This is a genomic window from Mesoterricola sp. MK458 (assembly GCF_055384935.1).
Genome location: NZ_AP045075.1, coordinates 809,329 through 836,091 on the forward strand (window position 1 = coordinate 809,329; position 26,763 = coordinate 836,091).

Below are 26,763 nucleotides of genomic sequence, written 5' to 3' on the forward strand. Positions count from 1 at the left end.
CCTATTCCGCTGGGGGCGTGAAAGTTGCAGGGACAGTGTAGGTTCCCAACTTAATCGCCTCTGCATGGGTTGGCACCCAGATATCGATCCGGTTCCCCTTGATCTTCCCTCCACGGTCCTCGATGGTGCCCGTGTGTGTGCCTCCCTGGGGATCGGTCCAGGTAACGGTGGTGCCGAAGGAATACGTTTTTGGAGCAGCTAATGTCCCCGTTCCTGCGGTCGAGCCATCGGTGGTGACGCCATACGCTGGATCGCCTGGAGACTTTCCAGTGCAGATCTTGCAGTTGCAGTAGTGCGTAAATTTGGTGTCCTTAGTGGTCCCCTTATCTGCCTTCACATCCGGGGGATTACCAGGTTTGGCGCCATCGCCAGGGTGATCGGGTGGCTGGGGAGCGCCTTGAATCGGCTTGCCATCTGGTCCAACGGCAGGTGGTCCTGCCGGTGGTTTGTCTGTTTGCGACCTTGCCCTTCCTGCCTCCGAAGCATTGGCCGAGCCGACCATGCCTGCCATGTTCCCATCAGCTGACTGCTGGGCGTGCGGCGGGATGTGTTGGCCGCTTCGGAGGAATTCCGTCTTATCAAATTTGGCGTCCTCCTCTGCTAGTCCCGTCGGGTCCGTGGCCATGACCGGATTGTTCCGCACATAGCTGTAGATGTTCCAGCTTTGCGTCAATTCAAAATGCTGGTCACGAGCCGGGTCAGGGCTTGCAAATCTACCATATTGAGGTAAATACATCCGAGCCTGCATGTAAATGAGGCCGGATGCATCCGTCTGCTCGGAATATGACCGCCGATGCCCCCAGCCTGCGAAACGCGCGCGTTCCCTTGATGCAGAAGGCTTTTCAAAGATCGATGCTCCATGGTAGCGCCGGAGACCCCCTGACGCGACTTTTCCGCCGCGAGGCCCCCTGCGGCCTTCCTGCGACCCACGTCCAGGCGCCTGCGGCGGGCCAGCAGCTAAAGGAAAAACGACGAGAGGGGAGGCGCCCCCCAGGGCAACCTCCCCTCTGTCTCGGGATCCTTGGCGGCTACTCGTCCTCCTCCTCGGCCTCCAGGTCGAGCTGGGCCAGCAGGTCCTCGGCGGTGGGCTCCGGGTCCTCCTCCAGCTTCTTCCGGACGGCATCGGGCAGCTTCCCGGGGTGGGTGGCCGCGTGGATGGCCTTGAGTTGGCGGATGCTCACCTGCGTGTAGATCTGCGTCGTCGTCAGACAGGCATGGCCGAGCATGGCCTGGATGAACCGGATGTCCGCGCCACCCTCCAGCATCAGGGTCGCCATGGTGTGCCGCCAGATGTGGCAGCTGCCGCGCTTGCCCAGGGCCGCCTTGTCCACGTAGTCCCGCGTCAGCCGGGTCAGGTGCGTGGGGCGCATCTCCTCCCCCAGCTCCGTGAGAAACAGTTCCCCCTGGTCCCGCCCCGTCACCAGGTCCGGCCTGCCCCGATCCCGATAGGCCGCGATCCATGCCAGGGCACGGTCCCCGACGGGGATCATGCGGTCCTTCTTGCCCTTGCCCTGCCGGATCATCACCGTGCCCCGGTCGAAGTCCACGTCGTGGACCTTGAGGCCGATCAGCTCCAGCCGCCGCATCCCGGTGCTGTACAGGGTCTCCAGGATGGCCCGGTCCCGCAGGCCTACGGTGCTGCCCACCTCGGGGATGGCCAGCACCGCCTCGGCCTCCTTCTGGGTGAGGACCGCCTTGGGCAGGCGGTGCTCCATCCGCGGCAGCTCCAGGTTCATGGCCGGGCTGTAGAGCAGGTGCCCTTCCTTCACCAGCCATTGCAGCCAGTGGCGGATGGGGATGATCCGGGCGTGCTGGGTGGAGGTGGAGAGCGGGTCCCCGTCTGCCTTGCGGTGGTAGAACAGGTGCCGCTGGTAGCGCTCCAGGATGGGCTTGTCCAACTGGCTGGGCCGCGTAAGCCCGCGGTCGTCGCACCAGACGATGAAGTAGCGCAGGTAGTTGTCCCGCGTCCGAACCGTGTGCGCGGAGTAGTTCTTCTCCGTCAGATGCGTCAGGTAGCGCTGGAGGTGGTGGAACAGGCTGTCCGGGTCCCGGATGTCGCCCACCGGAGGCTTGGGGCGCTTGGTGGCCTTGCGGCGCAGCATCAGACCGCCTCCGCCTGTTTCTGGACCCGACGCCGGAAGGCGGGCCCCTGGGAGGCCAGGGCCTTCAGGTAGGACGGGGGCTTCGCGGGAGCGGAAGTACCGCCCTTCGGGGCCTCGTCAGGGGGATTCGGACTCGGACTTCCGGCCATGCTGGGTCCTGGCCCTTCGGACGGCCCCCGAAAGGCGTCCGAAAGCTCCCCGAAAGGTGGCCGAAAGGTGCCCGAAAGGTCGGCGTCCTCACCCCGAAAGGTCGCCATCGTAGGTTCAGGGACCTGGAGGCTCGCGCAGTCGATGAGGCCCAGCAGCAGCGCCTGGCCTTCCACCTCCTCTCCCTGGTAGAGAAGCTCGTAGACATAGGCCTGGCCGTTCTTGCCACGATGGGCCTTCAGGAATTCCAGCTCCAGCAGCCGCCCCAGGTGGGTCCAGGCCTGCGTGTCCCCCCATCCCGTCGCCTCCCGGGCTTGCCGCCGCGTGAAATGGAAATCCGCCTGATCCGTCCCGGTCCGCTCGCATTCCGCCTTCACCCAGGCGTGGAGCAGCGTCAGCAGCTTCCGGGTCTGGGGCAGCAGCTCGTCCACGGTCCGGCTGAACACCTCCTGGGCCAGCTCGTTGGCGAGGGCGATGTCCTCCGGGATGACCTCGATGTAGCGCAGCAGCTGGCCCTCGTGGGTGAGGGTCCTCACCTCCCGCTGGCATTGGTGCAGGAGCGCGATGGACCGGATGAGGGTCAGGTACTTCACGTGGTCGCGCCGGCTCCGGGTCTGGTCGTCCCGGAAACGGAGCTGGCCGGCGTAGGGATTCACCACCGCCAGGGGCTGGAGGATCCGCTGGGCGTTGCGGTGCAGCGTCAGCAGGCTCTCCCTCCGGGACCGCGCCAGAAGGCCCTCCAGGGTCTCCCGCTGGCGTTGCAGGGCGTGGATGGCCCGCGTCTGCTCCCGGCTCTCGTTGACGGTGAGGACCAGGCACCGGTTCAGCAGCTCCTCGTCCAGGTCGATGGCCGTCGTGGTGAGGAACAGCATCACCGGGCCTTCCACGGTGTAGTCGTGGGTCACCAGCATCCCCGTTGCCGGATCCTTGCCCGTGGAGGCCATGGTGACCCGGCCTTCCGACTGGAGGAGCTTCAGGGCGTAGCTGGCCTGCTTCGCGCCCTCTTCCTCGGCGATGGCGAGGATCTTGTGCTGGAGGGCGCGGTCCCCCATGTAGAACAGGCTCTGGCCCGACATGGCCGAGTAGCGGATCACGTCCTCCTCCGGCAGCAGGTCCAGCACCGCGTCCATCAGGCTGGACTTCCCGGCGGCCGAGGCCGACTGGATCAGCAGCGCCAGGGGCCGGTCCAGGAGCCTCGAGACCGCCGCCAGATACCCGGTGAGCTTGTTGGACTCCTCCCCCACGATGCCCAGGGCCTCGAAGTCCCGGAGGATCCGCTGCACCAGGTCCGGGGCCTTCAGCAGGGCCAGGGCCTCCCGGTACGCCTCCTCCGTGAGCGAGGGCCGCGCCTTCCGCGCCGCCAGCGCCTCGGCGAGCCGGTCCGACTGCATCCCCTCCACCTTCCGGAGCACGTGCCCCAGGTCCAGCTTCAGGGCCTCCTCGCTCTCCGACAGCTCCAGGGAGGCCTGCTTGATGAACGCCACCCTCGCCTTGGCCTGGTAGAGGTCCAGCGTGTCCACGTGGAAGTGCTCGCCCCTGGAGACCATCACGTTGACCTTCAGCACCTCGGGATTCAGGGGCTTCTCCCAGCCCCGGATCCGGTAGCTCCGGCCCTCCAGCTTGAGCAGCAGATCCTGGCCCTGGACCTCGTGCGCCAGGTCATCGCCTGGCGTCGGCGGCAACGGCGAGGCCGGCAGCGCCTGGGTCTCCGGGTCGGGAGTGGTGGGTTCCGGCTGGGCTGCCGTGGCCTGCTCCTGGACCTCGTCGGCCAGGGCCTGCGCGGCCACCGCCTGGCCTGGGCCATTCTTGGGGGCCTTGCCATTGCCCAGCCACTGCGCCGTCCGGATCGCCAGGCCCAGGCTCTTGGCGGCGGGCTGAACCTTCAGGGCGTAGGCGTTGGCGTCCAGACCCTTCGGGAACTGGATCCGGAAACAGGCGATCCCTTGCGCCATGAGCTTCTGGGCGAGCTTGTCCGCGGCGCGGTCCCCGGCCTCGTCCCGGTCGTAGGCGATCAGCACCCGCTCCGTCCCATGGCGCTGGAAGGCCTCCAGGTGATCCGGGGTGAATCCCTCCACCCCGTAGGCTGCCGTCACGTTGCGGTACCCGGCGCACCAGAACGTCAGCGCGTCGATCAGGGCCTCGCACAGGATGATCTCCTTCGACGCCTTCACGGCCTCCACGTTCCAGACGCCCTTGTGAGGGCCGGGGAGGTAGAGGTGGTACGGGGTGCCCTTCCTCAGGTTGTCGAGGATCTTGCGGCCATAGACCTCCGTCACGTTGCCGGCCTCGTCCTGGATCGGGATCACCAGGCTCCCGTTGAAGTGCTCGTGGCCCGACTCCCGGTAGATGCCGATCTTGGCCAGCTGGCCCCGGATCTCGCCGCCGGTCTTCCACTGCTTTCCGGGCAGGCTCAGGCCCAGGGTCCGATTGGCGAAACCCAGCTTGAACGTCTCGATGGCCTCCGGATGGTCGATCCCCCGGGCCTTCAGGTAGTCCAGGGCCTCGGGGGCGGCCTTCAGGGTCGCGTGGTAGTAGTCCACCACCTGGCGCAGCAGGGCCTGGTCGTCGGCGTCGAACGCCACGGGGGGCGGGAGCCTGCGCACGGCGCTTTCCCGCACCGGGGCGGAGGGGGACGACGGAACGATGTCCGATCTCAGCAGCTCGACGGCGTGGCGGAAGCTGACGCCGTGGAGCTTCATGGTCCAGTCGATGGGACCGCCACCGGTACCGCAGCCGAAGCAGTGGAAGAGGTTCTTGCCGGGCGTGACGATCAGCGAGGCCTCCTTGTCCGCGTGGAACGGGCACCGGCCCAGGCGGTCCTTGCCGTTCTTCGTCAGCTCGATCCCGGCCGCCGCCACCAGGCGCTCCACGGAAACCTCGGCCTTCAGGCGCTCCAGCTCGGAATCGGGGATGCGGGCCATGGTTTTCCTCCTCCTCCGAAAACCCTGTCAAGGGGTATTTCCAGAAAAAACCTGATTGGAGAGTACCCGACTTTAGGGTAATGTCAAACGCGACCTTGAAACCCGGAGCTTATCCTCATGCCTGTCACAACGACGATCGGGACGACCGTGAACGGCAAAGACGAGCACTTCTTCAAGGCCCTGGGCGCACGGATCGCCCAGGCGCGTAAGGCCCGCAACCTCACCCAGCATCAGGTCTGCGCCCAGCTCGGGATCCCCCAGCAGACCCTCGCCAACTACGAGGGTGGCCACGTGCGTCTTCCCGCATCCATGCTGCCCCTCCTGGCCGATCTCCTCGATCTGAGCCTCGAGCAGCTCCTCGGCGTGGAGGCCAGGCCCAAAGGCAAACGCGGTCCCGCGCCCAAACTCCAGCAGCAGTTCGAGCGCATAAGCCGCCTGCCCCGGGCCACCCAACAGGTCCTGATGAAAATGCTCGACGGCGTCCTGGCCGAGACGGGGCACTGAAGTCGCCGGAGCTCCTGACCTTTCTTCTTTAGCAGCTAAAAGGAAAAGCCGCCCTCCGGAACCTCTGGGGGTTGGGGGGCTGCTTTTTCTTGTACGTACTGAGATCTCCGCGCCTCACGCTGAAACCCTTCCTGCTGCGGGGTTCGGCTCGGATCCCTCCCTCTCCTGCAGCCCTTCACGGGGATCCTCCCCGTTTCGTTCCTGCTGCGTCCGTCCCGGCCCATCACCCCCCGCTCTCAGGGGTGATGGGCCGGGCGCGAGCGTGGCGCCGCCTCTGGGCGGTCTTGAGCGGGCCGGGTGGGTCGGCGCCCTCCACGGGCGCCCTCGCAGCCAGGGGCGTGCTGCAGCGCAGCGGAGGCGCGGCCCTGGCGAGGGCGAGCCGGACGGCGCGATCGAGCATCAGGCAAGGGCCACTATTGCCCAACCCACGCGCACGGTGCCCGCCCAAACGAAGCCGATGAGCCATCCGCGGGGGGAGACATAGCGAACCGTTATGTCTAGGCAGGCGGCGGGAGTTTTGATGAAGCACTCGGCAGCGCAGCTGACGAGGGGTTCAGCAAAACCAATTTCGATAAGCCAGGCTTATCGGAATTGCGACGACTGCCGACCCCCGCGGAGGGCGGAGATGGATGCTGCCACGGCGAAATGGAGGGACTCGTTGGGCTCTCAGCATTGCCGCCGTCCGAGGCTGCCGCTTTCCCTCTGCACGATCGAATGGGTCGCGCTTGATCACGGGCGCCCCGCTGCAGAGGGCGTGCTGGAGCGCCGCGCAGCGGTGCGCAGGCGCGACCTTTGCACGGGGCGAGCCGGACGGCACCTACGATGGAGTGGGTCAGCACCCCAATAGAGAATCCCTAAAACTGTAGGGTCTCGAATGGAATCTCGTTCAATTCACCTTGGAGTCGAAGCAGCCCCTCATTGTCTGATTCGAGCACCAAAGTGATAGCAATTCCCTCCTGAAGTGAGTCTCCTTCAGATCTTTCTTCGAGAACACCCAGCAAGTGGTTCAGCCAGACATGGAGACCATCTGGCTCCTTCCCTAGAACCATCTGGGAATCCAAAACACACAGCACAAGCTTATCGCAATCAATCCATGAAAGATCAGAAAGACATTCATCATAGGCATTCCAGTTTTCTCCGAAATACCATGGGAATTGAAGCGCTGCGGCAGTTTCGTCAAAAAGCCCAGAGAAGGATGCCATTTTGCTTCCTCGCAGGAACCGGACCTGAATCTTTTCAGCAGAATGTTCCTTTGCGATTAAATAATCGTATAACTTTGTCTTTTCACCCGAGTACAGCTTCACGTTTATCAAGGAATTGCCCTCACTAGTTTCATTGGGGGACGCGAGTGAATGTTTGGTAGTGATCGAACGTGTAATACGCATTTCCATCACTCCCAGTCACGAGGCGCTCAGCACCTCGATTGACACCTTTTGTGAAAGGATTAACATCCCACTCCTTATAGGTTACTGCAGCACCAGAAGAATCAGCCTGGGGAAGCACAGCACCTCCACCCCTTCCATCATTTGCAAAGGTTCTTCCTCCTTTGAAACCAGTGGGGGCCTGCCCTGTTTCGCTGACAACCTTGAGAGTATCGACAACCTTCTGGGGAATCGCCCCAAGAGAACTACTCTCGGCCGATGCCGTCCGAGTTATTGCCTTTTCTAGTGCCCCGGCGCCCCTCCCAATAAGGTTTCCTCCAACTTCCCCGGCCATCACCTGGGTTGGCACTTCCATCGAACGGCTGACAAGTAGGTCCGTTGCTCCTGCCCCCTTCTCGGCGTCCTTCCCGAGATTGCTTAGCATCGGCAAGTCTTTGTTCCCAACCGCATTGATGGTGGATGAAACCACATCGGTTACCTGGGCCACTGCTTGGTAACCGGGATTGTGGGTGACGGTTAGGGAATAGAGAGAATCAAGCGCCTTATCGACAAAGGCTGAATTTCCCCCGAGATACCAAGGCACTTTCATACCCGTTGGATCCGTAAGCATCACCGGGTTGTTCCGCACGTAGCTGTATATGTTCCAGGATTGCGTGTCTTCGAAATGCTGATCCCGCGCCGGATCCGGACTGGCAAACCGTCCATACATGGGCAGGTAGAACCTTGCCTGCATGTATATGAGCCCCGACACATCCGTCTGCTCGGAATATGACCGCCGATGCCCCCAGCCTGCGAAACGCGCGCGTTCCCTTGATGCAGAAGGCTTTTCAAAGATCGATGCTCCATGGTAGCGCCGGAGACCCCCTGACGCGACTTTTCCGCCGCGAGGCCCCCTGCGGCCTTCCTGCGACCCACGTCCAGGCGCCTGCGGCGGGCCAGCAGCTAAAGGAAAAACGACGAGAGGGGAGGCGCCCCCCAGGGCAACCTCCCCTCTGTCTCGGGATCCTTGGCGGCTACTCGTCCTCCTCCTCGGCCTCCAGGTCGAGCTGGGCCAGCAGGTCCTCGGCGGTGGGCTCCGGGTCCTCCTCCAGCTTCTTCCGGACGGCATCGGGCAGCTTCCCGGGGTGGGTGGCCGCGTGGATGGCCTTGAGTTGGCGGATGCTCACCTGCGTGTAGATCTGCGTCGTCGTCAGACAGGCATGGCCGAGCATGGCCTGGATGAACCGGATGTCCGCGCCACCCTCCAGCATCAGGGTCGCCATGGTGTGCCGCCAGATGTGGCAGCTGCCGCGCTTGCCCAGGGCCGCCTTGTCCACGTAGTCCCGCGTCAGCCGGGTCAGGTGCGTGGGGCGCATCTCCTCCCCCAGCTCCGTGAGAAACAGTTCCCCCTGGTCCCGCCCCGTCACCAGGTCCGGCCTGCCCCGATCCCGATAGGCCGCGATCCATGCCAGGGCACGGTCCCCGACGGGGATCATGCGGTCCTTCTTGCCCTTGCCCTGCCGGATCATCACCGTGCCCCGGTCGAAGTCCACGTCGTGGACCTTGAGGCCGATCAGCTCCAGCCGCCGCATCCCGGTGCTGTACAGGGTCTCCAGGATGGCCCGGTCCCGCAGGCCTACGGTGCTGCCCACCTCGGGGATGGCCAGCACCGCCTCGGCCTCCTTCTGGGTGAGGACCGCCTTGGGCAGGCGGTGCTCCATCCGCGGCAGCTCCAGGTTCATGGCCGGGCTGTAGAGCAGGTGCCCTTCCTTCACCAGCCATTGCAGCCAGTGGCGGATGGGGATGATCCGGGCGTGCTGGGTGGAGGTGGAGAGCGGGTCCCCGTCTGCCTTGCGGTGGTAGAACAGGTGCCGCTGGTAGCGCTCCAGGATGGGCTTGTCCAACTGGCTGGGCCGCGTAAGCCCGCGGTCGTCGCACCAGACGATGAAGTAGCGCAGGTAGTTGTCCCGCGTCCGAACCGTGTGCGCGGAGTAGTTCTTCTCCGTCAGATGCGTCAGGTAGCGCTGGAGGTGGTGGAACAGGCTGTCCGGGTCCCGGATGTCGCCCACCGGAGGCTTGGGGCGCTTGGTGGCCTTGCGGCGCAGCATCAGACCGCCTCCGCCTGTTTCTGGACCCGACGCCGGAAGGCGGGCCCCTGGGAGGCCAGGGCCTTCAGGTAGGACGGGGGCTTCGCGGGAGCGGAAGTACCGCCCTTCGGGGCCTCGTCAGGGGGATTCGGACTCGGACTTCCGGCCATGCTGGGTCCTGGCCCTTCGGACGGCCCCCGAAAGGCGTCCGAAAGCTCCCCGAAAGGTGGCCGAAAGGTGCCCGAAAGGTCGGCGTCCTCACCCCGAAAGGTCGCCATCGTAGGTTCAGGGACCTGGAGGCTCGCGCAGTCGATGAGGCCCAGCAGCAGCGCCTGGCCTTCCACCTCCTCTCCCTGGTAGAGAAGCTCGTAGACATAGGCCTGGCCGTTCTTGCCACGATGGGCCTTCAGGAATTCCAGCTCCAGCAGCCGCCCCAGGTGGGTCCAGGCCTGCGTGTCCCCCCATCCCGTCGCCTCCCGGGCTTGCCGCCGCGTGAAATGGAAATCCGCCTGATCCGTCCCGGTCCGCTCGCATTCCGCCTTCACCCAGGCGTGGAGCAGCGTCAGCAGCTTCCGGGTCTGGGGCAGCAGCTCGTCCACGGTCCGGCTGAACACCTCCTGGGCCAGCTCGTTGGCGAGGGCGATGTCCTCCGGGATGACCTCGATGTAGCGCAGCAGCTGGCCCTCGTGGGTGAGGGTCCTCACCTCCCGCTGGCATTGGTGCAGGAGCGCGATGGACCGGATGAGGGTCAGGTACTTCACGTGGTCGCGCCGGCTCCGGGTCTGGTCGTCCCGGAAACGGAGCTGGCCGGCGTAGGGATTCACCACCGCCAGGGGCTGGAGGATCCGCTGGGCGTTGCGGTGCAGCGTCAGCAGGCTCTCCCTCCGGGACCGCGCCAGAAGGCCCTCCAGGGTCTCCCGCTGGCGTTGCAGGGCGTGGATGGCCCGCGTCTGCTCCCGGCTCTCGTTGACGGTGAGGACCAGGCACCGGTTCAGCAGCTCCTCGTCCAGGTCGATGGCCGTCGTGGTGAGGAACAGCATCACCGGGCCTTCCACGGTGTAGTCGTGGGTCACCAGCATCCCCGTTGCCGGATCCTTGCCCGTGGAGGCCATGGTGACCCGGCCTTCCGACTGGAGGAGCTTCAGGGCGTAGCTGGCCTGCTTCGCGCCCTCTTCCTCGGCGATGGCGAGGATCTTGTGCTGGAGGGCGCGGTCCCCCATGTAGAACAGGCTCTGGCCCGACATGGCCGAGTAGCGGATCACGTCCTCCTCCGGCAGCAGGTCCAGCACCGCGTCCATCAGGCTGGACTTCCCGGCGGCCGAGGCCGACTGGATCAGCAGCGCCAGGGGCCGGTCCAGGAGCCTCGAGACCGCCGCCAGATACCCGGTGAGCTTGTTGGACTCCTCCCCCACGATGCCCAGGGCCTCGAAGTCCCGGAGGATCCGCTGCACCAGGTCCGGGGCCTTCAGCAGGGCCAGGGCCTCCCGGTACGCCTCCTCCGTGAGCGAGGGCCGCGCCTTCCGCGCCGCCAGCGCCTCGGCGAGCCGGTCCGACTGCATCCCCTCCACCTTCCGGAGCACGTGCCCCAGGTCCAGCTTCAGGGCCTCCTCGCTCTCCGACAGCTCCAGGGAGGCCTGCTTGATGAACGCCACCCTCGCCTTGGCCTGGTAGAGGTCCAGCGTGTCCACGTGGAAGTGCTCGCCCCTGGAGACCATCACGTTGACCTTCAGCACCTCGGGATTCAGGGGCTTCTCCCAGCCCCGGATCCGGTAGCTCCGGCCCTCCAGCTTGAGCAGCAGATCCTGGCCCTGGACCTCGTGCGCCAGGTCATCGCCTGGCGTCGGCGGCAACGGCGAGGCCGGCAGCGCCTGGGTCTCCGGGTCGGGAGTGGTGGGTTCCGGCTGGGCTGCCGTGGCCTGCTCCTGGACCTCGTCGGCCAGGGCCTGCGCGGCCACCGCCTGGCCTGGGCCATTCTTGGGGGCCTTGCCATTGCCCAGCCACTGCGCCGTCCGGATCGCCAGGCCCAGGCTCTTGGCGGCGGGCTGAACCTTCAGGGCGTAGGCGTTGGCGTCCAGACCCTTCGGGAACTGGATCCGGAAACAGGCGATCCCTTGCGCCATGAGCTTCTGGGCGAGCTTGTCCGCGGCGCGGTCCCCGGCCTCGTCCCGGTCGTAGGCGATCAGCACCCGCTCCGTCCCATGGCGCTGGAAGGCCTCCAGGTGATCCGGGGTGAATCCCTCCACCCCGTAGGCTGCCGTCACGTTGCGGTACCCGGCGCACCAGAACGTCAGCGCGTCGATCAGGGCCTCGCACAGGATGATCTCCTTCGACGCCTTCACGGCCTCCACGTTCCAGACGCCCTTGTGAGGGCCGGGGAGGTAGAGGTGGTACGGGGTGCCCTTCCTCAGGTTGTCGAGGATCTTGCGGCCATAGACCTCCGTCACGTTGCCGGCCTCGTCCTGGATCGGGATCACCAGGCTCCCGTTGAAGTGCTCGTGGCCCGACTCCCGGTAGATGCCGATCTTGGCCAGCTGGCCCCGGATCTCGCCGCCGGTCTTCCACTGCTTTCCGGGCAGGCTCAGGCCCAGGGTCCGATTGGCGAAACCCAGCTTGAACGTCTCGATGGCCTCCGGATGGTCGATCCCCCGGGCCTTCAGGTAGTCCAGGGCCTCGGGGGCGGCCTTCAGGGTCGCGTGGTAGTAGTCCACCACCTGGCGCAGCAGGGCCTGGTCGTCGGCGTCGAACGCCACGGGGGGCGGGAGCCTGCGCACGGCGCTTTCCCGCACCGGGGCGGAGGGGGACGACGGAACGATGTCCGATCTCAGCAGCTCGACGGCGTGGCGGAAGCTGACGCCGTGGAGCTTCATGGTCCAGTCGATGGGACCGCCACCGGTACCGCAGCCGAAGCAGTGGAAGAGGTTCTTGCCGGGCGTGACGATCAGCGAGGCCTCCTTGTCCGCGTGGAACGGGCACCGGCCCAGGCGGTCCTTGCCGTTCTTCGTCAGCTCGATCCCGGCCGCCGCCACCAGGCGCTCCACGGAAACCTCGGCCTTCAGGCGCTCCAGCTCGGAATCGGGGATGCGGGCCATGGTTTTCCTCCTCCTCCGAAAACCCTGTCAAGGGGTATTTCCAGAAAAAACCTGATTGGAGAGTACCCGACTTTAGGGTAATGTCAAACGCGACCTTGAAACCCGGAGCTTATCCTCATGCCTGTCACAACGACGATCGGGACGACCGTGAACGGCAAAGACGAGCACTTCTTCAAGGCCCTGGGCGCACGGATCGCCCAGGCGCGTAAGGCCCGCAACCTCACCCAGCATCAGGTCTGCGCCCAGCTCGGGATCCCCCAGCAGACCCTCGCCAACTACGAGGGTGGCCACGTGCGTCTTCCCGCATCCATGCTGCCCCTCCTGGCCGATCTCCTCGATCTGAGCCTCGAGCAGCTCCTCGGCGTGGAGGCCAGGCCCAAAGGCAAACGCGGTCCCGCGCCCAAACTCCAGCAGCAGTTCGAGCGCATAAGCCGCCTGCCCCGGGCCACCCAACAGGTCCTGATGAAAATGCTCGACGGCGTCCTGGCCGAGACGGGGCACTGAAGTCGCCGGAGCTCCTGACCTTTCTTCTTTAGCAGCTAAAAGGAAAAGCCGCCCTCCGGAACCTCTGGGGGTTGGGGGGCTGCTTTTTCTTGTACGTACTGAGATCTCCGCGCCTCACGCTGAAACCCTTCCTGCTGCGGGGTTCGGCTCGGATCCCTCCCTCTCCTGCAGCCCTTCACGGGGATCCTCCCCGTTTCGTTCCTGCTGCGTCCGTCCCGGCCCATCACCCCCCGCTCTCAGGGGTGATGGGCCGGGCGCGAGCGTGGCGCCGCCTCTGGGCGGTCTTGAGCGGGCCGGGTGGGTCGGCGCCCTCCACGGGCGCCCTCGCAGCCAGGGGCGTGCTGCAGCGCAGCGGAGGCGCGGCCCTGGCGAGGGCGAGCCGGACGGCGCGATCGAGCATCAGGCAAGGGCCACTATTGCCCAACCCACGCGCACGGTGCCCGCCCAAACGAAGCCGATGAGCCATCCGCGGGGGGAGACATAGCGAACCGTTATGTCTAGGCAGGCGGCGGGAGTTTTGATGAAGCACTCGGCAGCGCAGCTGACGAGGGGTTCAGCAAAACCAATTTCGATAAGCCAGGCTTATCGGAATTGCGACGACTGCCGACCCCCGCGGAGGGCGGAGATGGATGCTGCCACGGCGAAATGGAGGGACTCGTTGGGCTCTCAGCATTGCCGCCGTCCGAGGCTGCCGCTTTCCCTCTGCACGATCGAATGGGTCGCGCTTGATCACGGGCGCCCCGCTGCAGAGGGCGTGCTGGAGCGCCGCGCAGCGGTGCGCAGGCGCGACCTTTGCACGGGGCGAGCCGGACGGCACCTACGATGGAGTGGGTCAGCACCCCAATAGAGAATCCCTAAAACTGTAGGGTCTCGAATGGAATCTCGTTCAATTCACCTTGGAGTCGAAGCAGCCCCTCATTGTCTGATTCGAGCACCAAAGTGATAGCAATTCCCTCCTGAAGTGAGTCTCCTTCAGATCTTTCTTCGAGAACACCCAGCAAGTGGTTCAGCCAGACATGGAGACCATCTGGCTCCTTCCCTAGAACCATCTGGGAATCCAAAACACACAGCACAAGCTTATCGCAATCAATCCATGAAAGATCAGAAAGACATTCATCATAGGCATTCCAGTTTTCTCCGAAATACCATGGGAATTGAAGCGCTGCGGCAGTTTCGTCAAAAAGCCCAGAGAAGGATGCCATTTTGCTTCCTCGCAGGAACCGGACCTGAATCTTTTCAGCAGAATGTTCCTTTGCGATTAAATAATCGTATAACTTTGTCTTTTCACCCGAGTACAGCTTCACGTTTATCAAGGAATTGCCCTCACTAGTTTCATTGGGGGACGCGAGTGAATGTTTGGTAGTGATCGAACGTGTAATACGCATTTCCATCACTCCCAGTCACGAGGCGCTCAGCACCTCGATTGACACCTTTTGTGAAAGGATTAACATCCCACTCCTTATAGGTTACTGCAGCACCAGAAGAATCAGCCTGGGGAAGCACAGCACCTCCACCCCTTCCATCATTTGCAAAGGTTCTTCCTCCTTTGAAACCAGTGGGGGCCTGCCCTGTTTCGCTGACAACCTTGAGAGTATCGACAACCTTCTGGGGAATCGCCCCAAGAGAACTACTCTCGGCCGATGCCGTCCGAGTTATTGCCTTTTCTAGTGCCCCGGCGCCCCTCCCAATAAGGTTTCCTCCAACTTCCCCGGCCATCACCTGGGTTGGCACTTCCATCGAACGGCTGACAAGTAGGTCCGTTGCTCCTGCCCCCTTCTCGGCGTCCTTCCCGAGATTGCTTAGCATCGGCAAGTCTTTGTTCCCAACCGCATTGATGGTGGATGAAACCACATCGGTTACCTGGGCCACTGCTTGGTAACCGGGATTGTGGGTGACGGTTAGGGAATAGAGAGAATCAAGCGCCTTATCGACAAAGGCTGAATTTCCCCCGAGATACCAAGGCACTTTCATACCCGTTGGATCCGTAAGCATCACCGGGTTGTTCCGCACGTAGCTGTATATGTTCCAGGATTGCGTGTCTTCGAAATGCTGATCCCGCGCCGGATCCGGACTGGCAAACCGTCCATACATGGGCAGGTAGAACCTTGCCTGCATGTGGGAACCCCACCGCGCTTTCCGGCTGAAACCCGCACTTCCCCTTGGTGCACCGTGTTATTTCAAAGATCTCCTGCCAGGGTAGCACCTGACACCCCCCGACGCACACTCCGGCCACTTAAGGGAAGGCGGCTAAAGGAGGAGGCAGTTAGGCGGGCTTCATCACCAGTCGGCCGCCGTTCTCATCCCGCTTCTGCAATGCTTCATGGAGTCGGTGCATCTCCATTGCAATCTCGGGGATCAAGTGAACCTCACCAAGCAGTTGGAATTCCCCCGTATCCACGTAATAGCCTCGCATCAGGTGATGGGGTAGATCGTCTCCACCGGGTTTTGGGCCAAAGTATTCCGGAAAGACAATGCCGACGATCCCATCTGCCAGATACTTATCCAGGCGTTCATCGAAATGTTCCATGGCATCCCGAAGGCCGCGTGACTTCAGGGGATTTTCATCTTTGATGCCAAACGCCTCTCGGAGCTGCATCCCTCGCGCGTGGTGTTCCTTCCTGATGGGCCAGAAATACTTGGATATCGCGCCTGCATGCAGAATTAAGTTCTGGAGCTGGTTCAGGACATCGAATGTATCAATGCCTTCATAGGGAGTATCAGCCTCGGTTTCATTCTGGTGCTTCATCACCGTACCGATGATCTCCAACGACTCCATGGCCGCCTTTGTGTTGAACAGCATGCTTTGAATGTAAAAGGCCTCGCATGGAGGCCAAATTGGACCGAATTGTTTCGACATGCTCGCCTCGCCCTTCCCCTCATTCTAGGCGGCCTACCCCTCGCCCGTCAGGGCCTCCAGGTCATGGCTCCCGGCCTCCGGCATCCTCCCTGGATGGGTGGCCGTGTGGATGGCCTTCAGCGCCCGGATGCTCACCTTCGTGTAGATCTGCGTCGTCTCCAGGCTGGCGTGGCCCAGCATGGCCTGGATGTAGCGTGTATCCGCGCCGTTCTCCAGCATCAGCGTGGCCATGGTGTGCCGGAACAGGTGGCAGGCTCCCTCTTTGCCGATGCCCGACTTGATCACGAGGTTCCGCGTCAGGGTGGTCAGATGGAACGGCTTGAGCGGGTTGCCCAGGGCATTGAGGAACAGCGTCCCGTCATCCTGCAGCCCGACCAGCTCGGGCCGTGCCCGGTCCCGGTAGGCTGCGATCCAGGCCAGGGCTCGCTCCCCGATGGGAATCATCCGGTCCTTCCCGCCCTTGCCCTCGCGGATCATGAGGGTCCCGCGCTCCCGGTCCACGTCGGTCAGGACCAGCCGGGTCAGCTCCGTGCGCCGGATCCCCGTGGAATAGAAGGTCTCCAGGATGGCCCGGTCCCGCAGGCCGATGGGGGTCTCCACGTCCGGCACGGCCAGCACGGCCTCGGCCTCTGAGGCCGAGAGGATGGCCTTGGGGAGCCGGCGCACCACCTTGGGCAGTTCCAGTTCCGCCGCCGGGCTGTAGAGCAGGTGCCCCTGCTTCACCAGCCAGCTGAACCAGTTCCGCAGGGGGATGAGCAGGAACTGCTGGCTCCGGGCCGTCAGTGGCTCCCCGTTCCGCTTGCGGTGGTGGAACAGGGATGCCTGGAACCGCTCCACCAGGGCCCGGTCCACCTGGCCGGGCCGAAGGACGCTCCGTTCCTGGCACCACCGGATGAACCGCCGCAGTGCGGCTTTGCTGGAGGCCACCGAATGCGGCGACTGGCCCTGGATCCCCATGTGCGTCAGGTAGCGCTCCAGGTGGTTGACGAGGCCGTCCGGATCCTCCGCGCCCGCCAGGGGCGGCAGCACCGGCCTGCGCCCGCCTCGACCCGCGCGCCCCTTCAATGGCCACCGCCATTCGCGTACGACAGGACCGGCACATGGATCCCTGGACGTGCGTTTTCGCGGCGGGAGCCGGGGAATCCATTCGGATGCCCGTCATTGCTGGGATCCTCGGCTCTGACCGCACCCCGACCAGGCCCCGACTGGACCCCGACCGGAGCCCGACCGCACCCCGACCGCATGAGCTCCGGACCCCGACCGCACTGGGTCGTATCCAGATCCTGGACCTCGATCAGGCCCAGGAGCCTGGCTCGGCCTTCGGCATCCTCGCCGGCGTAGAGCAGTTCGTAGCGGAACGGCTGCTTGTGCCCAGCCGTGTGGGGCAGGAGCAGTTCCAGCTCCACCAGCCGCGCCAGGTGGAGCTTCATCTGCGTGTCGCCCCAGCCGGTGGCCTCCCGCGCCTGTCGGCGAGTGAACTGGAATTCCGCCTGGGTGACGTTCTCCCGCTGGCAGGCCTCGCGCACCCAGCCGTGGAGCAGCGTGAGCAGCTTGCGGGTCTGGGGCAGCAGCTCGTCCACGGTCCGGGAAAAGACCTCCTGGGCGAGCTCGTTGGCCAGGGCGATGTCGGAGGGCTGGACCTCGAGGTAGCGCAGGCCGCCGTGGGTCTTAACCTCGCGCTGGAACTGGTGCAGGAGGGCGATGCTCCGGATCAGGGTCAGGTACTTCACGTGATCCCGCCGGCTCCGGGTCTGATCGTCCCGGAAGCTCAGCTGGTGGGCGTAGGGATTCACCACCGCCAGGGGCCGCAGCAGCCGCTGGGCGTTCCGGTGCAGCTTCAGCAGGTCCTCCCGCCGCGTCTTTGCCAGCAGGCCCTCCAGGGTCTCACGGCTGCGCTGCAGGGCGTGGATGGCCCGGGTCTGCTCCCGGCTCTCGTTCACCGTCAGCACCAGGCAGCGGTTCAGCAGTTCCTCGTCCAGGTCGATGGCGGTGGTCGTGAGGAACAGCATCACCGGCCCCTCCACTGTGTAGTCGTGGGTGGTGAGCATCCCCGTCGCCGGATCCTTGCCGGTGGAGGCCATGGTGACGCGGCCTTCGGACTGGAGGATCTTGAGGGCATAGGCGGCTTGCCTCGCGCCCTCCTCCTCGGCGATGGCCAGGATCTTGTGCTGCAGGCCCTTGTCGCCCAGGTAGAACACGCTCTGGCCCGACATGGCCGAATAGCGCACCACCTCCTCCTCCGGCACCAGGTCCAGCACGGCGTCCATGAGGCTGGACTTGCCCGCGGCCGAGGCCGACTGGATCAGCAGCGCCAGGGGCCGGTCCAGGAGCCTCGAGACGGCCGCGAGGTAGCCGGTGAGCTTGTTGGATTCCTCCCCGACCACGCCCAGCGCCTCGAAGTCGCGCAGGATCCGTTCCATCAGGTCCGGCGAACGCAGCAGCTCCAGGGCCTCGGCGTGCTCGGCCTCGGACAGCGTCGGCCGGGCCTCTTTGGCCTTCAGCGCCGCGGCCAGCTGTTCGGCCTGGAGCGCCTCCACCGTGCGCAGCACCTGGCCCAGGTCCCGTTTCAGGGCCTCCTCCCCCTCTCCCAGTTCCAGCCCGGCTTGGCGGATGAAAGCGGTGCGCGCCTTTGCCTGGTACAGGTCCAGGGTGTCCACGTGGAAGGGGCTGGCGCTCCTACTGACCATCAGGTTCACCTTCAGCGTCTCCGGGTTCAGCGGCTTGTCCCAGCCCCGGACCCGGTAGTGGCGCCCCTCCAGGGTCAGGTGGAGGTCCTTGCCGTCCAGGTTCCAGGGTTGGCCCTCCCCGGGAACCGGCACCGCGGGGATCGGCTCGGGAACGGGCGCTGCGGGCGGTCCGGAGAGGGCCACCGGAGGCTCCTGGGCCTCGCCTTCGCCCAGGCCTTGCGCGCTGCGGATCACCAGGCCCAGGCTCTTGGCGGCGGGCTGGACCTTGAGGGCGTAGGCGTTGGCGTCCATCCCCTTCGGGAACTGGATCCGGGCGCAGGCGATGCCCTGCGCCCGCAGCTTCACGGCCAGCTTCGCCGCAGCGCGGTCGCCGGCCTCGTCCCGGTCGAAGGCGATCAGCACCCGCTCCACGCCGTGCTTCTTGAAGGTCTCCAGGTGGTCCGGGGTGAACCCCTCCACGCCATAGGCCGTTGTCACGTTGCGAAAACCGTTCACCCAGAAGGTCAACGCGTCGATCAGGGCTTCGCAGAGGATGAGCTCCTTGCTGTCCTTCAGGGCCTGGATGTTCCAAACGCCCTGGTGCGGGCCTGGCAGGTAGAGGTGCTTGGGCGTGCCCTTGCGCAGGTCGTCGCGGGTCTTGCGGCCATAGAGTTCAGTGACGGCGCCGGTCTCGTCCAGGACCGGGATGACCAGGCTGCCGTTGAAATGCTCGTGGCCCGACTCCCGGATCAGGCCCAGCCGCGTCAGCCGGTCCCGGATCTCCGCGCCGGCCTTGAGTTGCTTGCCCGGGAGCCCCAGGCCCAGGGTCCGGTTCGCGTAGCCCAGCTTGAACCGTTCGATGGCCTCGGGGTCGGCGAGGCCCCGGGACTTCAGGTAGTCCAGGGCCTCGGGGGTGGTCTTCAGGGTCTCGTGGTAGTAGTCCACCACCTGGCCTAGGAGGGCCTGGTCGTCGGCGTCGAACGCCACGGGGGGCGGCAGCCGCCGCGTCGAACTTGGCTTTTCCGGAACTGTATCTTCCGCTCGCAGCTGCGCCACCGCCTCGCGGAAGCCGAGGTTCTGGAGCTTCATCACCCAGTCGATGGGGCCGCCCGCGGCGCCGCAGCCGAAACAATGGAACAGATTCTTGCCCGGCGTCACCACCAGCGAGGCCTCACCGTCGGCGTGGAACGGGCACCGGCCCAGACGGTCCTTGCCGTTCTTGGTCAGCTCGATCCCCGCCGCCTCCACCAGCCGCTCTACGGAAACCTCGGCCTTCAGGCGCTCCAATTCGGAATCAGGAATACGGGCCATGAAATCCTCCGTCCGCTAAAAACCTGTCAAGTAGGTTTTTGCAAAATCATCTCGCTTGCAGGTTACTCCGGACAGGGGTAACGTCAACCCCGGAACGAACCATGGCCCTGGAACCCGACCCTATCCTCATGACTGCAACCGAAACGAGCAGGATGCCCGTGGACAGTCATGACACCGAATTCTTCAAAGCCCTCGGCGCCCGCATCGCGAGCGCTCGCAAAGCTCAGAACCTGACCCAGCAGCAGCTAGCAGATCTGATCGGCATTGCCCAGCAGACCCTCGCCCACTATGAAAGCGGGGACCGTTGCTTTCCGGCGTCCATGCTTCCCAGGTTGGCCGATAAGCTGAACGCCACCGTGGACGAGCTCCTGGGACAGTCCTTGAAGCCGGGCAAACGTGGCCCCGCACCGAGGCTGCAGAAACAGTTCGAGCGCATCAGTCAACTGCCTCGCACCAAACAGCAGGTCCTCATGGAAATGCTGGATGGACTCCTGGCCCAGACGGCCCACTGAATCGCCCGGGCCGCTCCAGGTTTTCTCTTTAGCAGCTAAAAGGAAAAGCCGCCCTCCGGGACCTCTGGGGGTTGGGGGGCTGTTTTTGGTACGTACTGAGATCTTCGCGTCGCTGGCCGAAACCGCTCCTGCTGCGGGGTTCGGCTCGGATCCCTCCCTCTCTTGCAGCCCTTTACGGGGCTCCTCCCCGTTTCGTTCCTGCTGCGTCCGTCCCGGCCCATCACCCCCCGCTCTCAGGGGTGATGGGCTGGGCGCGAGCGTCGCGCCGCCTCTGGGCGGTCCTGGGAGGGCGGGGTGGGTCGGCGCCCTCCACGGGCGACCTCGCTGCCAGGGGCGTGCTGCAGCGCAGCGGAGGCGCGGCCCTGGCGAGGTCGAGCCGGACGGCGCGATCGAGCATCAGGCAAGGGCCACAATTGCCCAACCCCCTCAACCTGATGGACGCCCAACGAAGCCAAAGAGCCCTGCGCGGCGGGAGACATAGCGAACCGTTATGTCTAGGCAGGCGGCGGGAGTTTTATGAAGCGCTCGGCAGCGCAGCTGACGAGGGGTTCACCAAAACCATTTTCGATAATGATCATTATCGAAAATGCGACGACTGCCGACCGACGCGCAGGGCGGCCATGGATGATGGACGGGCGAACTGGGGGGACCGTTGGGCCCTCAACGCTGCCGCCGTCCGAGGCCGCCGCTTTCCCTCTGCACGATCGAATGGGACGAGCTTGATCACGGGCGCCCCGCTGCAGAGGGCGTGCTGGAGCGCCGCGCAGCGGTGCGCAGGCGCGGCCTTTGCCCGGGGCGAGCCGGACGGCGCCTGCGGTGGGGTGGGTCGGGGGAAAAAGGAGAAGACCAAACCATCACTGGATCTGTTACGAAAACTCGGCTATCGTTACTTTGCGCTGGTTTTCACTATGTATATCAAACAAAATCCAGACTTCAGTCCGGCCAGTGAACACCAAACACTATTAACTCTTTCCACTGGCGTTGGAGAAGCTAAATCCGAAAATTTGTTGAAATAATCAATCAACTCAATTTTTGATTTCTCACCCATCCCTGGAATGCCTGTCGTGTCCAAATCGCGCGCCCATTGCTGCAGTCCCACCCAAGGGGTCGAGGCGCTTACTTGTCGAATGTAAATACCTTCTCGAAAGTTGAGAATAACCGTAAACAAGCTATCCATCGCGACTATTTCCCTCCTCGACCATGCGTTTCCCCAGTGTCCTCCATCTTCCTTCGGAGATGCTTGATTTCGCGTTCCAAATCGCGAAGGTTTTGCCTGCCTTCCTTGGACAAATCGTTAGCCTTTTTTGCCTTAGTAAGTTCCGCCTGCTTTGCATCAAGCTTTTCCTTGGCGGCATTTCTTGCATCAGGATTACTGTGCTTTTCATTCTTACCGCTCTTATGTCCATATTGGTCGCCGCGCCCTCCACTCATCGCTGCCACGGCAGGACTTGGGATAGCCAATGGGGTAGTCGCTGGAACTACAGGAGCGAGCGGGACGACGACACCCTCCGGAGTTACAGGAGCAAGGCCAGGACTAGCAGGTGTAGGTACTTGAACTGGGATAGGAACAATTAACGTCATCTCGTTGATGTTCCTCGCTGCTGCCATGAACTCCGGGTCGTTTTGCAGCTCATGGGCACTACTAACCCATGCATTCGCAACAACTTTAGCTCCTGCTTTAATTCCCGACCAAATTGCCGATGCCGCGTAAGCCAGATCGCCACCAGAGGGCCCTGCAGAAGGGAACCCATCCTCCATGCCATCCGGATCGATTCTCATGGCTGGGTTGTTCTGGCAATAGGAGTAGATGTTCCAACCCTGCGTGTCCTCGAAATGCACATCCCTCTTAGGATCCGGGCTTGCGAACCTCCCATACATGGGCAGATAGAACCGCGCCTGCATGTGGGAACCCCACCGCGCTTTCCGGCTGAAACCCGCACTTCCCCTTGGTGCACCGTGTTATTTCAAAGATCTCCTGCCAGGGTAGCACCTGACACCCCCCGACGCACACTCCGGCCACTTAAGGGAAGGCGGCTAAAGGAGGAGGCAGTTAGGCGGGCTTCATCACCAGTCGGCCGCCGTTCTCATCCCGCTTCTGCAATGCTTCATGGAGTCGGTGCATCTCCATTGCAATCTCGGGGATCAAGTGAACCTCACCAAGCAGTTGGAATTCCCCCGTATCCACGTAATAGCCTCGCATCAGGTGATGGGGTAGATCGTCTCCACCGGGTTTTGGGCCAAAGTATTCCGGAAAGACAATGCCGACGATCCCATCTGCCAGATACTTATCCAGGCGTTCATCGAAATGTTCCATGGCATCCCGAAGGCCGCGTGACTTCAGGGGATTTTCATCTTTGATGCCAAACGCCTCTCGGAGCTGCATCCCTCGCGCGTGGTGTTCCTTCCTGATGGGCCAGAAATACTTGGATATCGCGCCTGCATGCAGAATTAAGTTCTGGAGCTGGTTCAGGACATCGAATGTATCAATGCCTTCATAGGGAGTATCAGCCTCGGTTTCATTCTGGTGCTTCATCACCGTACCGATGATCTCCAACGACTCCATGGCCGCCTTTGTGTTGAACAGCATGCTTTGAATGTAAAAGGCCTCGCATGGAGGCCAAATTGGACCGAATTGTTTCGACATGCTCGCCTCGCCCTTCCCCTCATTCTAGGCGGCCTACCCCTCGCCCGTCAGGGCCTCCAGGTCATGGCTCCCGGCCTCCGGCATCCTCCCTGGATGGGTGGCCGTGTGGATGGCCTTCAGCGCCCGGATGCTCACCTTCGTGTAGATCTGCGTCGTCTCCAGGCTGGCGTGGCCCAGCATGGCCTGGATGTAGCGTGTATCCGCGCCGTTCTCCAGCATCAGCGTGGCCATGGTGTGCCGGAACAGGTGGCAGGCTCCCTCTTTGCCGATGCCCGACTTGATCACGAGGTTCCGCGTCAGGGTGGTCAGATGGAACGGCTTGAGCGGGTTGCCCAGGGCATTGAGGAACAGCGTCCCGTCATCCTGCAGCCCGACCAGCTCGGGCCGTGCCCGGTCCCGGTAGGCTGCGATCCAGGCCAGGGCTCGCTCCCCGATGGGAATCATCCGGTCCTTCCCGCCCTTGCCCTCGCGGATCATGAGGGTCCCGCGCTCCCGGTCCACGTCGGTCAGGACCAGCCGGGTCAGCTCCGTGCGCCGGATCCCCGTGGAATAGAAGGTCTCCAGGATGGCCCGGTCCCGCAGGCCGATGGGGGTCTCCACGTCCGGCACGGCCAGCACGGCCTCGGCCTCTGAGGCCGAGAGGATGGCCTTGGGGAGCCGGCGCACCACCTTGGGCAGTTCCAGTTCCGCCGCCGGGCTGTAGAGCAGGTGCCCCTGCTTCACCAGCCAGCTGAACCAGTTCCGCAGGGGGATGAGCAGGAACTGCTGGCTCCGGGCCGTCAGTGGCTCCCCGTTCCGCTTGCGGTGGTGGAACAGGGATGCCTGGAACCGCTCCACCAGGGCCCGGTCCACCTGGCCGGGCCGAAGGACGCTCCGTTCCTGGCACCACCGGATGAACCGCCGCAGTGCGGCTTTGCTGGAGGCCACCGAATGCGGCGACTGGCCCTGGATCCCCATGTGCGTCAGGTAGCGCTCCAGGTGGTTGACGAGGCCGTCCGGATCCTCCGCGCCCGCCAGGGGCGGCAGCACCGGCCTGCGCCCGCCTCGACCCGCGCGCCCCTTCAATGGCCACCGCCATTCGCGTACGACAGGACCGGCACATGGATCCCTGGACGTGCGTTTTCGCGGCGGGAGCCGGGGAATCCATTCGGATGCCCGTCATTGCTGGGATCCTCGGCTCTGACCGCACCCCGACCAGGCCCCGACTGGACCCCGACCGGAGCCCGACCGCACCCCGACCGCATGAGCTCCGGACCCCGACCGCACTGGGTCGTATCCAGATCCTGGACCTCGATCAGGCCCAGGAGCCTGGCTCGGCCTTCGGCATCCTCGCCGGCGTAGAGCAGTTCGTAGCGGAACGGCTGCTTGTGCCCAGCCGTGTGGGGCAGGAGCAGTTCCAGCTCCACCAGCCGCGCCAGGTGGAGCTTCATCTGCGTGTCGCCCCAGCCGGTGGCCTCCCGCGCCTGTCGGCGAGTGAACTGGAATTCCGCCTGGGTGACGTTCTCCCGCTGGCAGGCCTCGCGCACCCAGCCGTGGAGCAGCGTGAGCAGCTTGCGGGTCTGGGGCAGCAGCTCGTCCACGGTCCGGGAAAAGACCTCCTGGGCGAGCTCGTTGGCCAGGGCGATGTCGGAGGGCTGGACCTCGAGGTAGCGCAGGCCGCCGTGGGTCTTAACCTCGCGCTGGAACTGGTGCAGGAGGGCGATGCTCCGGATCAGGGTCAGGTACTTCACGTGATCCCGCCGGCTCCGGGTCTGATCGTCCCGGAAGCTCAGCTGGTGGGCGTAGGGATTCACCACCGCCAGGGGCCGCAGCAGCCGCTGGGCGTTCCGGTGCAGCTTCAGCAGGTCCTCCCGCCGCGTCTTTGCCAGCAGGCCCTCCAGGGTCTCACGGCTGCGCTGCAGGGCGTGGATGGCCCGGGTCTGCTCCCGGCTCTCGTTCACCGTCAGCACCAGGCAGCGGTTCAGCAGTTCCTCGTCCAGGTCGATGGCGGTGGTCGTGAGGAACAGCATCACCGGCCCCTCCACTGTGTAGTCGTGGGTGGTGAGCATCCCCGTCGCCGGATCCTTGCCGGTGGAGGCCATGGTGACGCGGCCTTCGGACTGGAGGATCTTGAGGGCATAGGCGGCTTGCCTCGCGCCCTCCTCCTCGGCGATGGCCAGGATCTTGTGCTGCAGGCCCTTGTCGCCCAGGTAGAACACGCTCTGGCCCGACATGGCCGAATAGCGCACCACCTCCTCCTCCGGCACCAGGTCCAGCACGGCGTCCATGAGGCTGGACTTGCCCGCGGCCGAGGCCGACTGGATCAGCAGCGCCAGGGGCCGGTCCAGGAGCCTCGAGACGGCCGCGAGGTAGCCGGTGAGCTTGTTGGATTCCTCCCCGACCACGCCCAGCGCCTCGAAGTCGCGCAGGATCCGTTCCATCAGGTCCGGCGAACGCAGCAGCTCCAGGGCCTCGGCGTGCTCGGCCTCGGACAGCGTCGGCCGGGCCTCTTTGGCCTTCAGCGCCGCGGCCAGCTGTTCGGCCTGGAGCGCCTCCACCGTGCGCAGCACCTGGCCCAGGTCCCGTTTCAGGGCCTCCTCCCCCTCTCCCAGTTCCAGCCCGGCTTGGCGGATGAAAGCGGTGCGCGCCTTTGCCTGGTACAGGTCCAGGGTGTCCACGTGGAAGGGGCTGGCGCTCCTACTGACCATCAGGTTCACCTTCAGCGTCTCCGGGTTCAGCGGCTTGTCCCAGCCCCGGACCCGGTAGTGGCGCCCCTCCAGGGTCAGGTGGAGGTCCTTGCCGTCCAGGTTCCAGGGTTGGCCCTCCCCGGGAACCGGCACCGCGGGGATCGGCTCGGGAACGGGCGCTGCGGGCGGTCCGGAGAGGGCCACCGGAGGCTCCTGGGCCTCGCCTTCGCCCAGGCCTTGCGCGCTGCGGATCACCAGGCCCAGGCTCTTGGCGGCGGGCTGGACCTTGAGGGCGTAGGCGTTGGCGTCCATCCCCTTCGGGAACTGGATCCGGGCGCAGGCGATGCCCTGCGCCCGCAGCTTCACGGCCAGCTTCGCCGCAGCGCGGTCGCCGGCCTCGTCCCGGTCGAAGGCGATCAGCACCCGCTCCACGCCGTGCTTCTTGAAGGTCTCCAGGTGGTCCGGGGTGAACCCCTCCACGCCATAGGCCGTTGTCACGTTGCGAAAACCGTTCACCCAGAAGGTCAACGCGTCGATCAGGGCTTCGCAGAGGATGAGCTCCTTGCTGTCCTTCAGGGCCTGGATGTTCCAAACGCCCTGGTGCGGGCCTGGCAGGTAGAGGTGCTTGGGCGTGCCCTTGCGCAGGTCGTCGCGGGTCTTGCGGCCATAGAGTTCAGTGACGGCGCCGGTCTCGTCCAGGACCGGGATGACCAGGCTGCCGTTGAAATGCTCGTGGCCCGACTCCCGGATCAGGCCCAGCCGCGTCAGCCGGTCCCGGATCTCCGCGCCGGCCTTGAGTTGCTTGCCCGGGAGCCCCAGGCCCAGGGTCCGGTTCGCGTAGCCCAGCTTGAACCGTTCGATGGCCTCGGGGTCGGCGAGGCCCCGGGACTTCAGGTAGTCCAGGGCCTCGGGGGTGGTCTTCAGGGTCTCGTGGTAGTAGTCCACCACCTGGCCTAGGAGGGCCTGGTCGTCGGCGTCGAACGCCACGGGGGGCGGCAGCCGCCGCGTCGAACTTGGCTTTTCCGGAACTGTATCTTCCGCTCGCAGCTGCGCCACCGCCTCGCGGAAGCCGAGGTTCTGGAGCTTCATCACCCAGTCGATGGGGCCGCCCGCGGCGCCGCAGCCGAAACAATGGAACAGATTCTTGCCCGGCGTCACCACCAGCGAGGCCTCACCGTCGGCGTGGAACGGGCACCGGCCCAGACGGTCCTTGCCGTTCTTGGTCAGCTCGATCCCCGCCGCCTCCACCAGCCGCTCTACGGAAACCTCGGCCTTCAGGCGCTCCAATTCGGAATCAGGAATACGGGCCATGAAATCCTCCGTCCGCTAAAAACCTGTCAAGTAGGTTTTTGCAAAATCATCTCGCTTGCAGGTTACTCCGGACAGGGGTAA

At 64.5% G+C, this 26,763-nt stretch carries 22 protein-coding genes; 4 read left to right on the top strand and 18 right to left on the bottom strand.

Features of this window, described 5'->3' with window-relative positions; all coding sequences use genetic code 11:
* Position 1: 1 nt before the first annotated feature.
* From ACZ5LB_RS03515 to ACZ5LB_RS03525, 3 genes are all read right to left on the bottom strand, one after another.
* Positions 2–736: an RHS repeat-associated core domain-containing protein gene (locus tag ACZ5LB_RS03515; RefSeq protein WP_464604768.1), complete on the bottom strand. Its 735-nt coding sequence runs from the start codon at positions 734–736 to the stop codon at positions 2–4.
* Between the two features lie 292 nt (positions 737–1,028).
* Positions 1,029–2,102 (bottom strand): site-specific tyrosine recombinase XerC, encoded by a 1,074-nt coding sequence (gene xerC, locus ACZ5LB_RS03520; RefSeq protein WP_464604769.1) that lies wholly within the window; start codon positions 2,100–2,102, stop codon positions 1,029–1,031.
* Positions 2,102–5,170 carry a CHC2 zinc finger domain-containing protein gene (locus ACZ5LB_RS03525; protein WP_464604770.1) on the bottom strand — a complete coding sequence of 1,023 codons (3,069 nt, stop codon included), beginning with the start codon at positions 5,168–5,170 and terminating at the stop codon, positions 2,102–2,104. Before ACZ5LB_RS03525 ends, xerC (ACZ5LB_RS03520) begins: the two co-directional genes overlap by 1 nt.
* A gap of 147 nt (positions 5,171–5,317) precedes the next feature.
* Here ACZ5LB_RS03525 and ACZ5LB_RS03530 point away from each other — a divergent pair, with 147 nt between their 5' ends.
* Positions 5,318–5,674, top strand: coding sequence for a helix-turn-helix domain-containing protein (locus ACZ5LB_RS03530; protein WP_464604771.1), 357 nt, complete (start codon positions 5,318–5,320; stop codon positions 5,672–5,674).
* Between the two features lie 223 nt (positions 5,675–5,897).
* Here the strand turns inward: ACZ5LB_RS03530 and ACZ5LB_RS03535 are convergent, their stop codons facing one another.
* The 5 genes from ACZ5LB_RS03535 to ACZ5LB_RS03555 form a co-directional block, all read right to left on the bottom strand.
* Complete coding sequence (locus tag ACZ5LB_RS03535; protein ID WP_464604772.1) at positions 5,898–6,074, bottom strand: hypothetical protein; 177 nt, start codon at positions 6,072–6,074, stop codon at positions 5,898–5,900.
* 454 nt (positions 6,075–6,528) lie between these two features.
* Positions 6,529–6,978: a barstar family protein gene (locus tag ACZ5LB_RS03540; protein ID WP_464604773.1), complete on the bottom strand. Its 450-nt coding sequence runs from the start codon at positions 6,976–6,978 to the stop codon at positions 6,529–6,531.
* Between the two features lie 28 nt (positions 6,979–7,006).
* Positions 7,007–7,789, bottom strand: coding sequence for an RHS repeat-associated core domain-containing protein (locus ACZ5LB_RS03545; RefSeq protein WP_464604774.1), 783 nt, complete (start codon positions 7,787–7,789; stop codon positions 7,007–7,009).
* Between the two features lie 280 nt (positions 7,790–8,069).
* Complete coding sequence (xerC, locus tag ACZ5LB_RS03550; RefSeq protein ID WP_464604769.1) at positions 8,070–9,143, bottom strand: site-specific tyrosine recombinase XerC; 1,074 nt, start codon at positions 9,141–9,143, stop codon at positions 8,070–8,072.
* The gene (locus ACZ5LB_RS03555) at positions 9,143–12,211 is read right to left on the bottom strand and encodes a CHC2 zinc finger domain-containing protein (RefSeq protein WP_464604770.1); all 3,069 of its coding nucleotides are present in this window, start codon (positions 12,209–12,211) and stop codon (positions 9,143–9,145) included. The genes xerC (ACZ5LB_RS03550) and ACZ5LB_RS03555 overlap by 1 nt, the downstream gene beginning before the upstream one ends.
* 147 nt (positions 12,212–12,358) lie before the next feature.
* Between ACZ5LB_RS03555 and ACZ5LB_RS03560 the strand changes: the two genes are divergently transcribed.
* Entirely contained in the window at positions 12,359–12,715 is a 357-nt protein-coding gene (locus ACZ5LB_RS03560) for a helix-turn-helix domain-containing protein (RefSeq protein ID WP_464604771.1), read from the top strand.
* Between the two features lie 223 nt (positions 12,716–12,938).
* On the opposite strand, the gene ACZ5LB_RS03565 is transcribed toward ACZ5LB_RS03560, so the two are convergent.
* The 6 genes from ACZ5LB_RS03565 to ACZ5LB_RS03590 form a co-directional block, all read right to left on the bottom strand.
* The gene (locus tag ACZ5LB_RS03565; RefSeq protein ID WP_464604772.1) at positions 12,939–13,115 is read right to left on the bottom strand and encodes a hypothetical protein; all 177 of its coding nucleotides are present in this window, start codon (positions 13,113–13,115) and stop codon (positions 12,939–12,941) included.
* Positions 13,116–13,569: 454 nt separating this feature from the next.
* Positions 13,570–14,019 (bottom strand): barstar family protein, encoded by a 450-nt coding sequence (locus ACZ5LB_RS03570; RefSeq protein WP_464604773.1) that lies wholly within the window; start codon positions 14,017–14,019, stop codon positions 13,570–13,572.
* 28 nt (positions 14,020–14,047) lie between these two features.
* Entirely contained in the window at positions 14,048–14,830 is a 783-nt protein-coding gene (locus tag ACZ5LB_RS03575) for an RHS repeat-associated core domain-containing protein (RefSeq protein ID WP_464604774.1), read from the bottom strand.
* A gap of 148 nt (positions 14,831–14,978) precedes the next feature.
* On the bottom strand, positions 14,979–15,572 hold the full coding sequence (locus ACZ5LB_RS03580; protein ID WP_464604775.1) for a hypothetical protein: 594 nt from the start codon (positions 15,570–15,572) through the stop codon (positions 14,979–14,981).
* Between the two features lie 33 nt (positions 15,573–15,605).
* Entirely contained in the window at positions 15,606–16,637 is a 1,032-nt protein-coding gene (gene xerC / locus ACZ5LB_RS03585; RefSeq protein ID WP_464604776.1) for a site-specific tyrosine recombinase XerC, read from the bottom strand.
* Positions 16,634–19,549: a CHC2 zinc finger domain-containing protein gene (locus ACZ5LB_RS03590; RefSeq protein WP_464604777.1), complete on the bottom strand. Its 2,916-nt coding sequence runs from the start codon at positions 19,547–19,549 to the stop codon at positions 16,634–16,636. Before ACZ5LB_RS03590 ends, xerC (ACZ5LB_RS03585) begins: the two co-directional genes overlap by 4 nt.
* A 101-nt stretch (positions 19,550–19,650) precedes the next feature.
* Here ACZ5LB_RS03590 and ACZ5LB_RS03595 point away from each other — a divergent pair, with 101 nt between their 5' ends.
* Together ACZ5LB_RS03595 and ACZ5LB_RS03600 are read left to right on the top strand one after the other, a co-directional pair.
* Positions 19,651–20,061, top strand: a complete 411-nt coding sequence (locus ACZ5LB_RS03595) for a helix-turn-helix domain-containing protein (RefSeq protein WP_464604778.1) — start codon at positions 19,651–19,653, stop codon at positions 20,059–20,061.
* A gap of 719 nt (positions 20,062–20,780) precedes the next feature.
* Entirely contained in the window at positions 20,781–21,077 is a 297-nt protein-coding gene (locus ACZ5LB_RS03600; RefSeq protein ID WP_464604779.1) for a hypothetical protein, read from the top strand.
* Positions 21,078–21,243: 166 nt separating this feature from the next.
* Here ACZ5LB_RS03600 and ACZ5LB_RS03605 read toward each other — a convergent pair whose 3' ends face one another.
* The 4 genes from ACZ5LB_RS03605 to ACZ5LB_RS03620 all read right to left on the bottom strand — a co-directional run bounded on the left by ACZ5LB_RS03605 (position 21,244) and on the right by ACZ5LB_RS03620 (position 26,682).
* Complete coding sequence (locus ACZ5LB_RS03605) at positions 21,244–21,963, bottom strand: RHS repeat domain-containing protein (protein ID WP_464604780.1); 720 nt, start codon at positions 21,961–21,963, stop codon at positions 21,244–21,246.
* A gap of 148 nt (positions 21,964–22,111) precedes the next feature.
* On the bottom strand, positions 22,112–22,705 hold the full coding sequence (locus tag ACZ5LB_RS03610; RefSeq protein WP_464604775.1) for a hypothetical protein: 594 nt from the start codon (positions 22,703–22,705) through the stop codon (positions 22,112–22,114).
* Between the two features lie 33 nt (positions 22,706–22,738).
* Positions 22,739–23,770 (bottom strand): site-specific tyrosine recombinase XerC, encoded by a 1,032-nt coding sequence (xerC, locus tag ACZ5LB_RS03615; protein WP_464604776.1) that lies wholly within the window; start codon positions 23,768–23,770, stop codon positions 22,739–22,741.
* Positions 23,767–26,682: a CHC2 zinc finger domain-containing protein gene (locus ACZ5LB_RS03620; RefSeq protein WP_464604777.1), complete on the bottom strand. Its 2,916-nt coding sequence runs from the start codon at positions 26,680–26,682 to the stop codon at positions 23,767–23,769. The genes xerC (ACZ5LB_RS03615) and ACZ5LB_RS03620 overlap by 4 nt, the downstream gene beginning before the upstream one ends.
* Between the last annotated feature and the right edge of the window lie 81 nt (positions 26,683–26,763).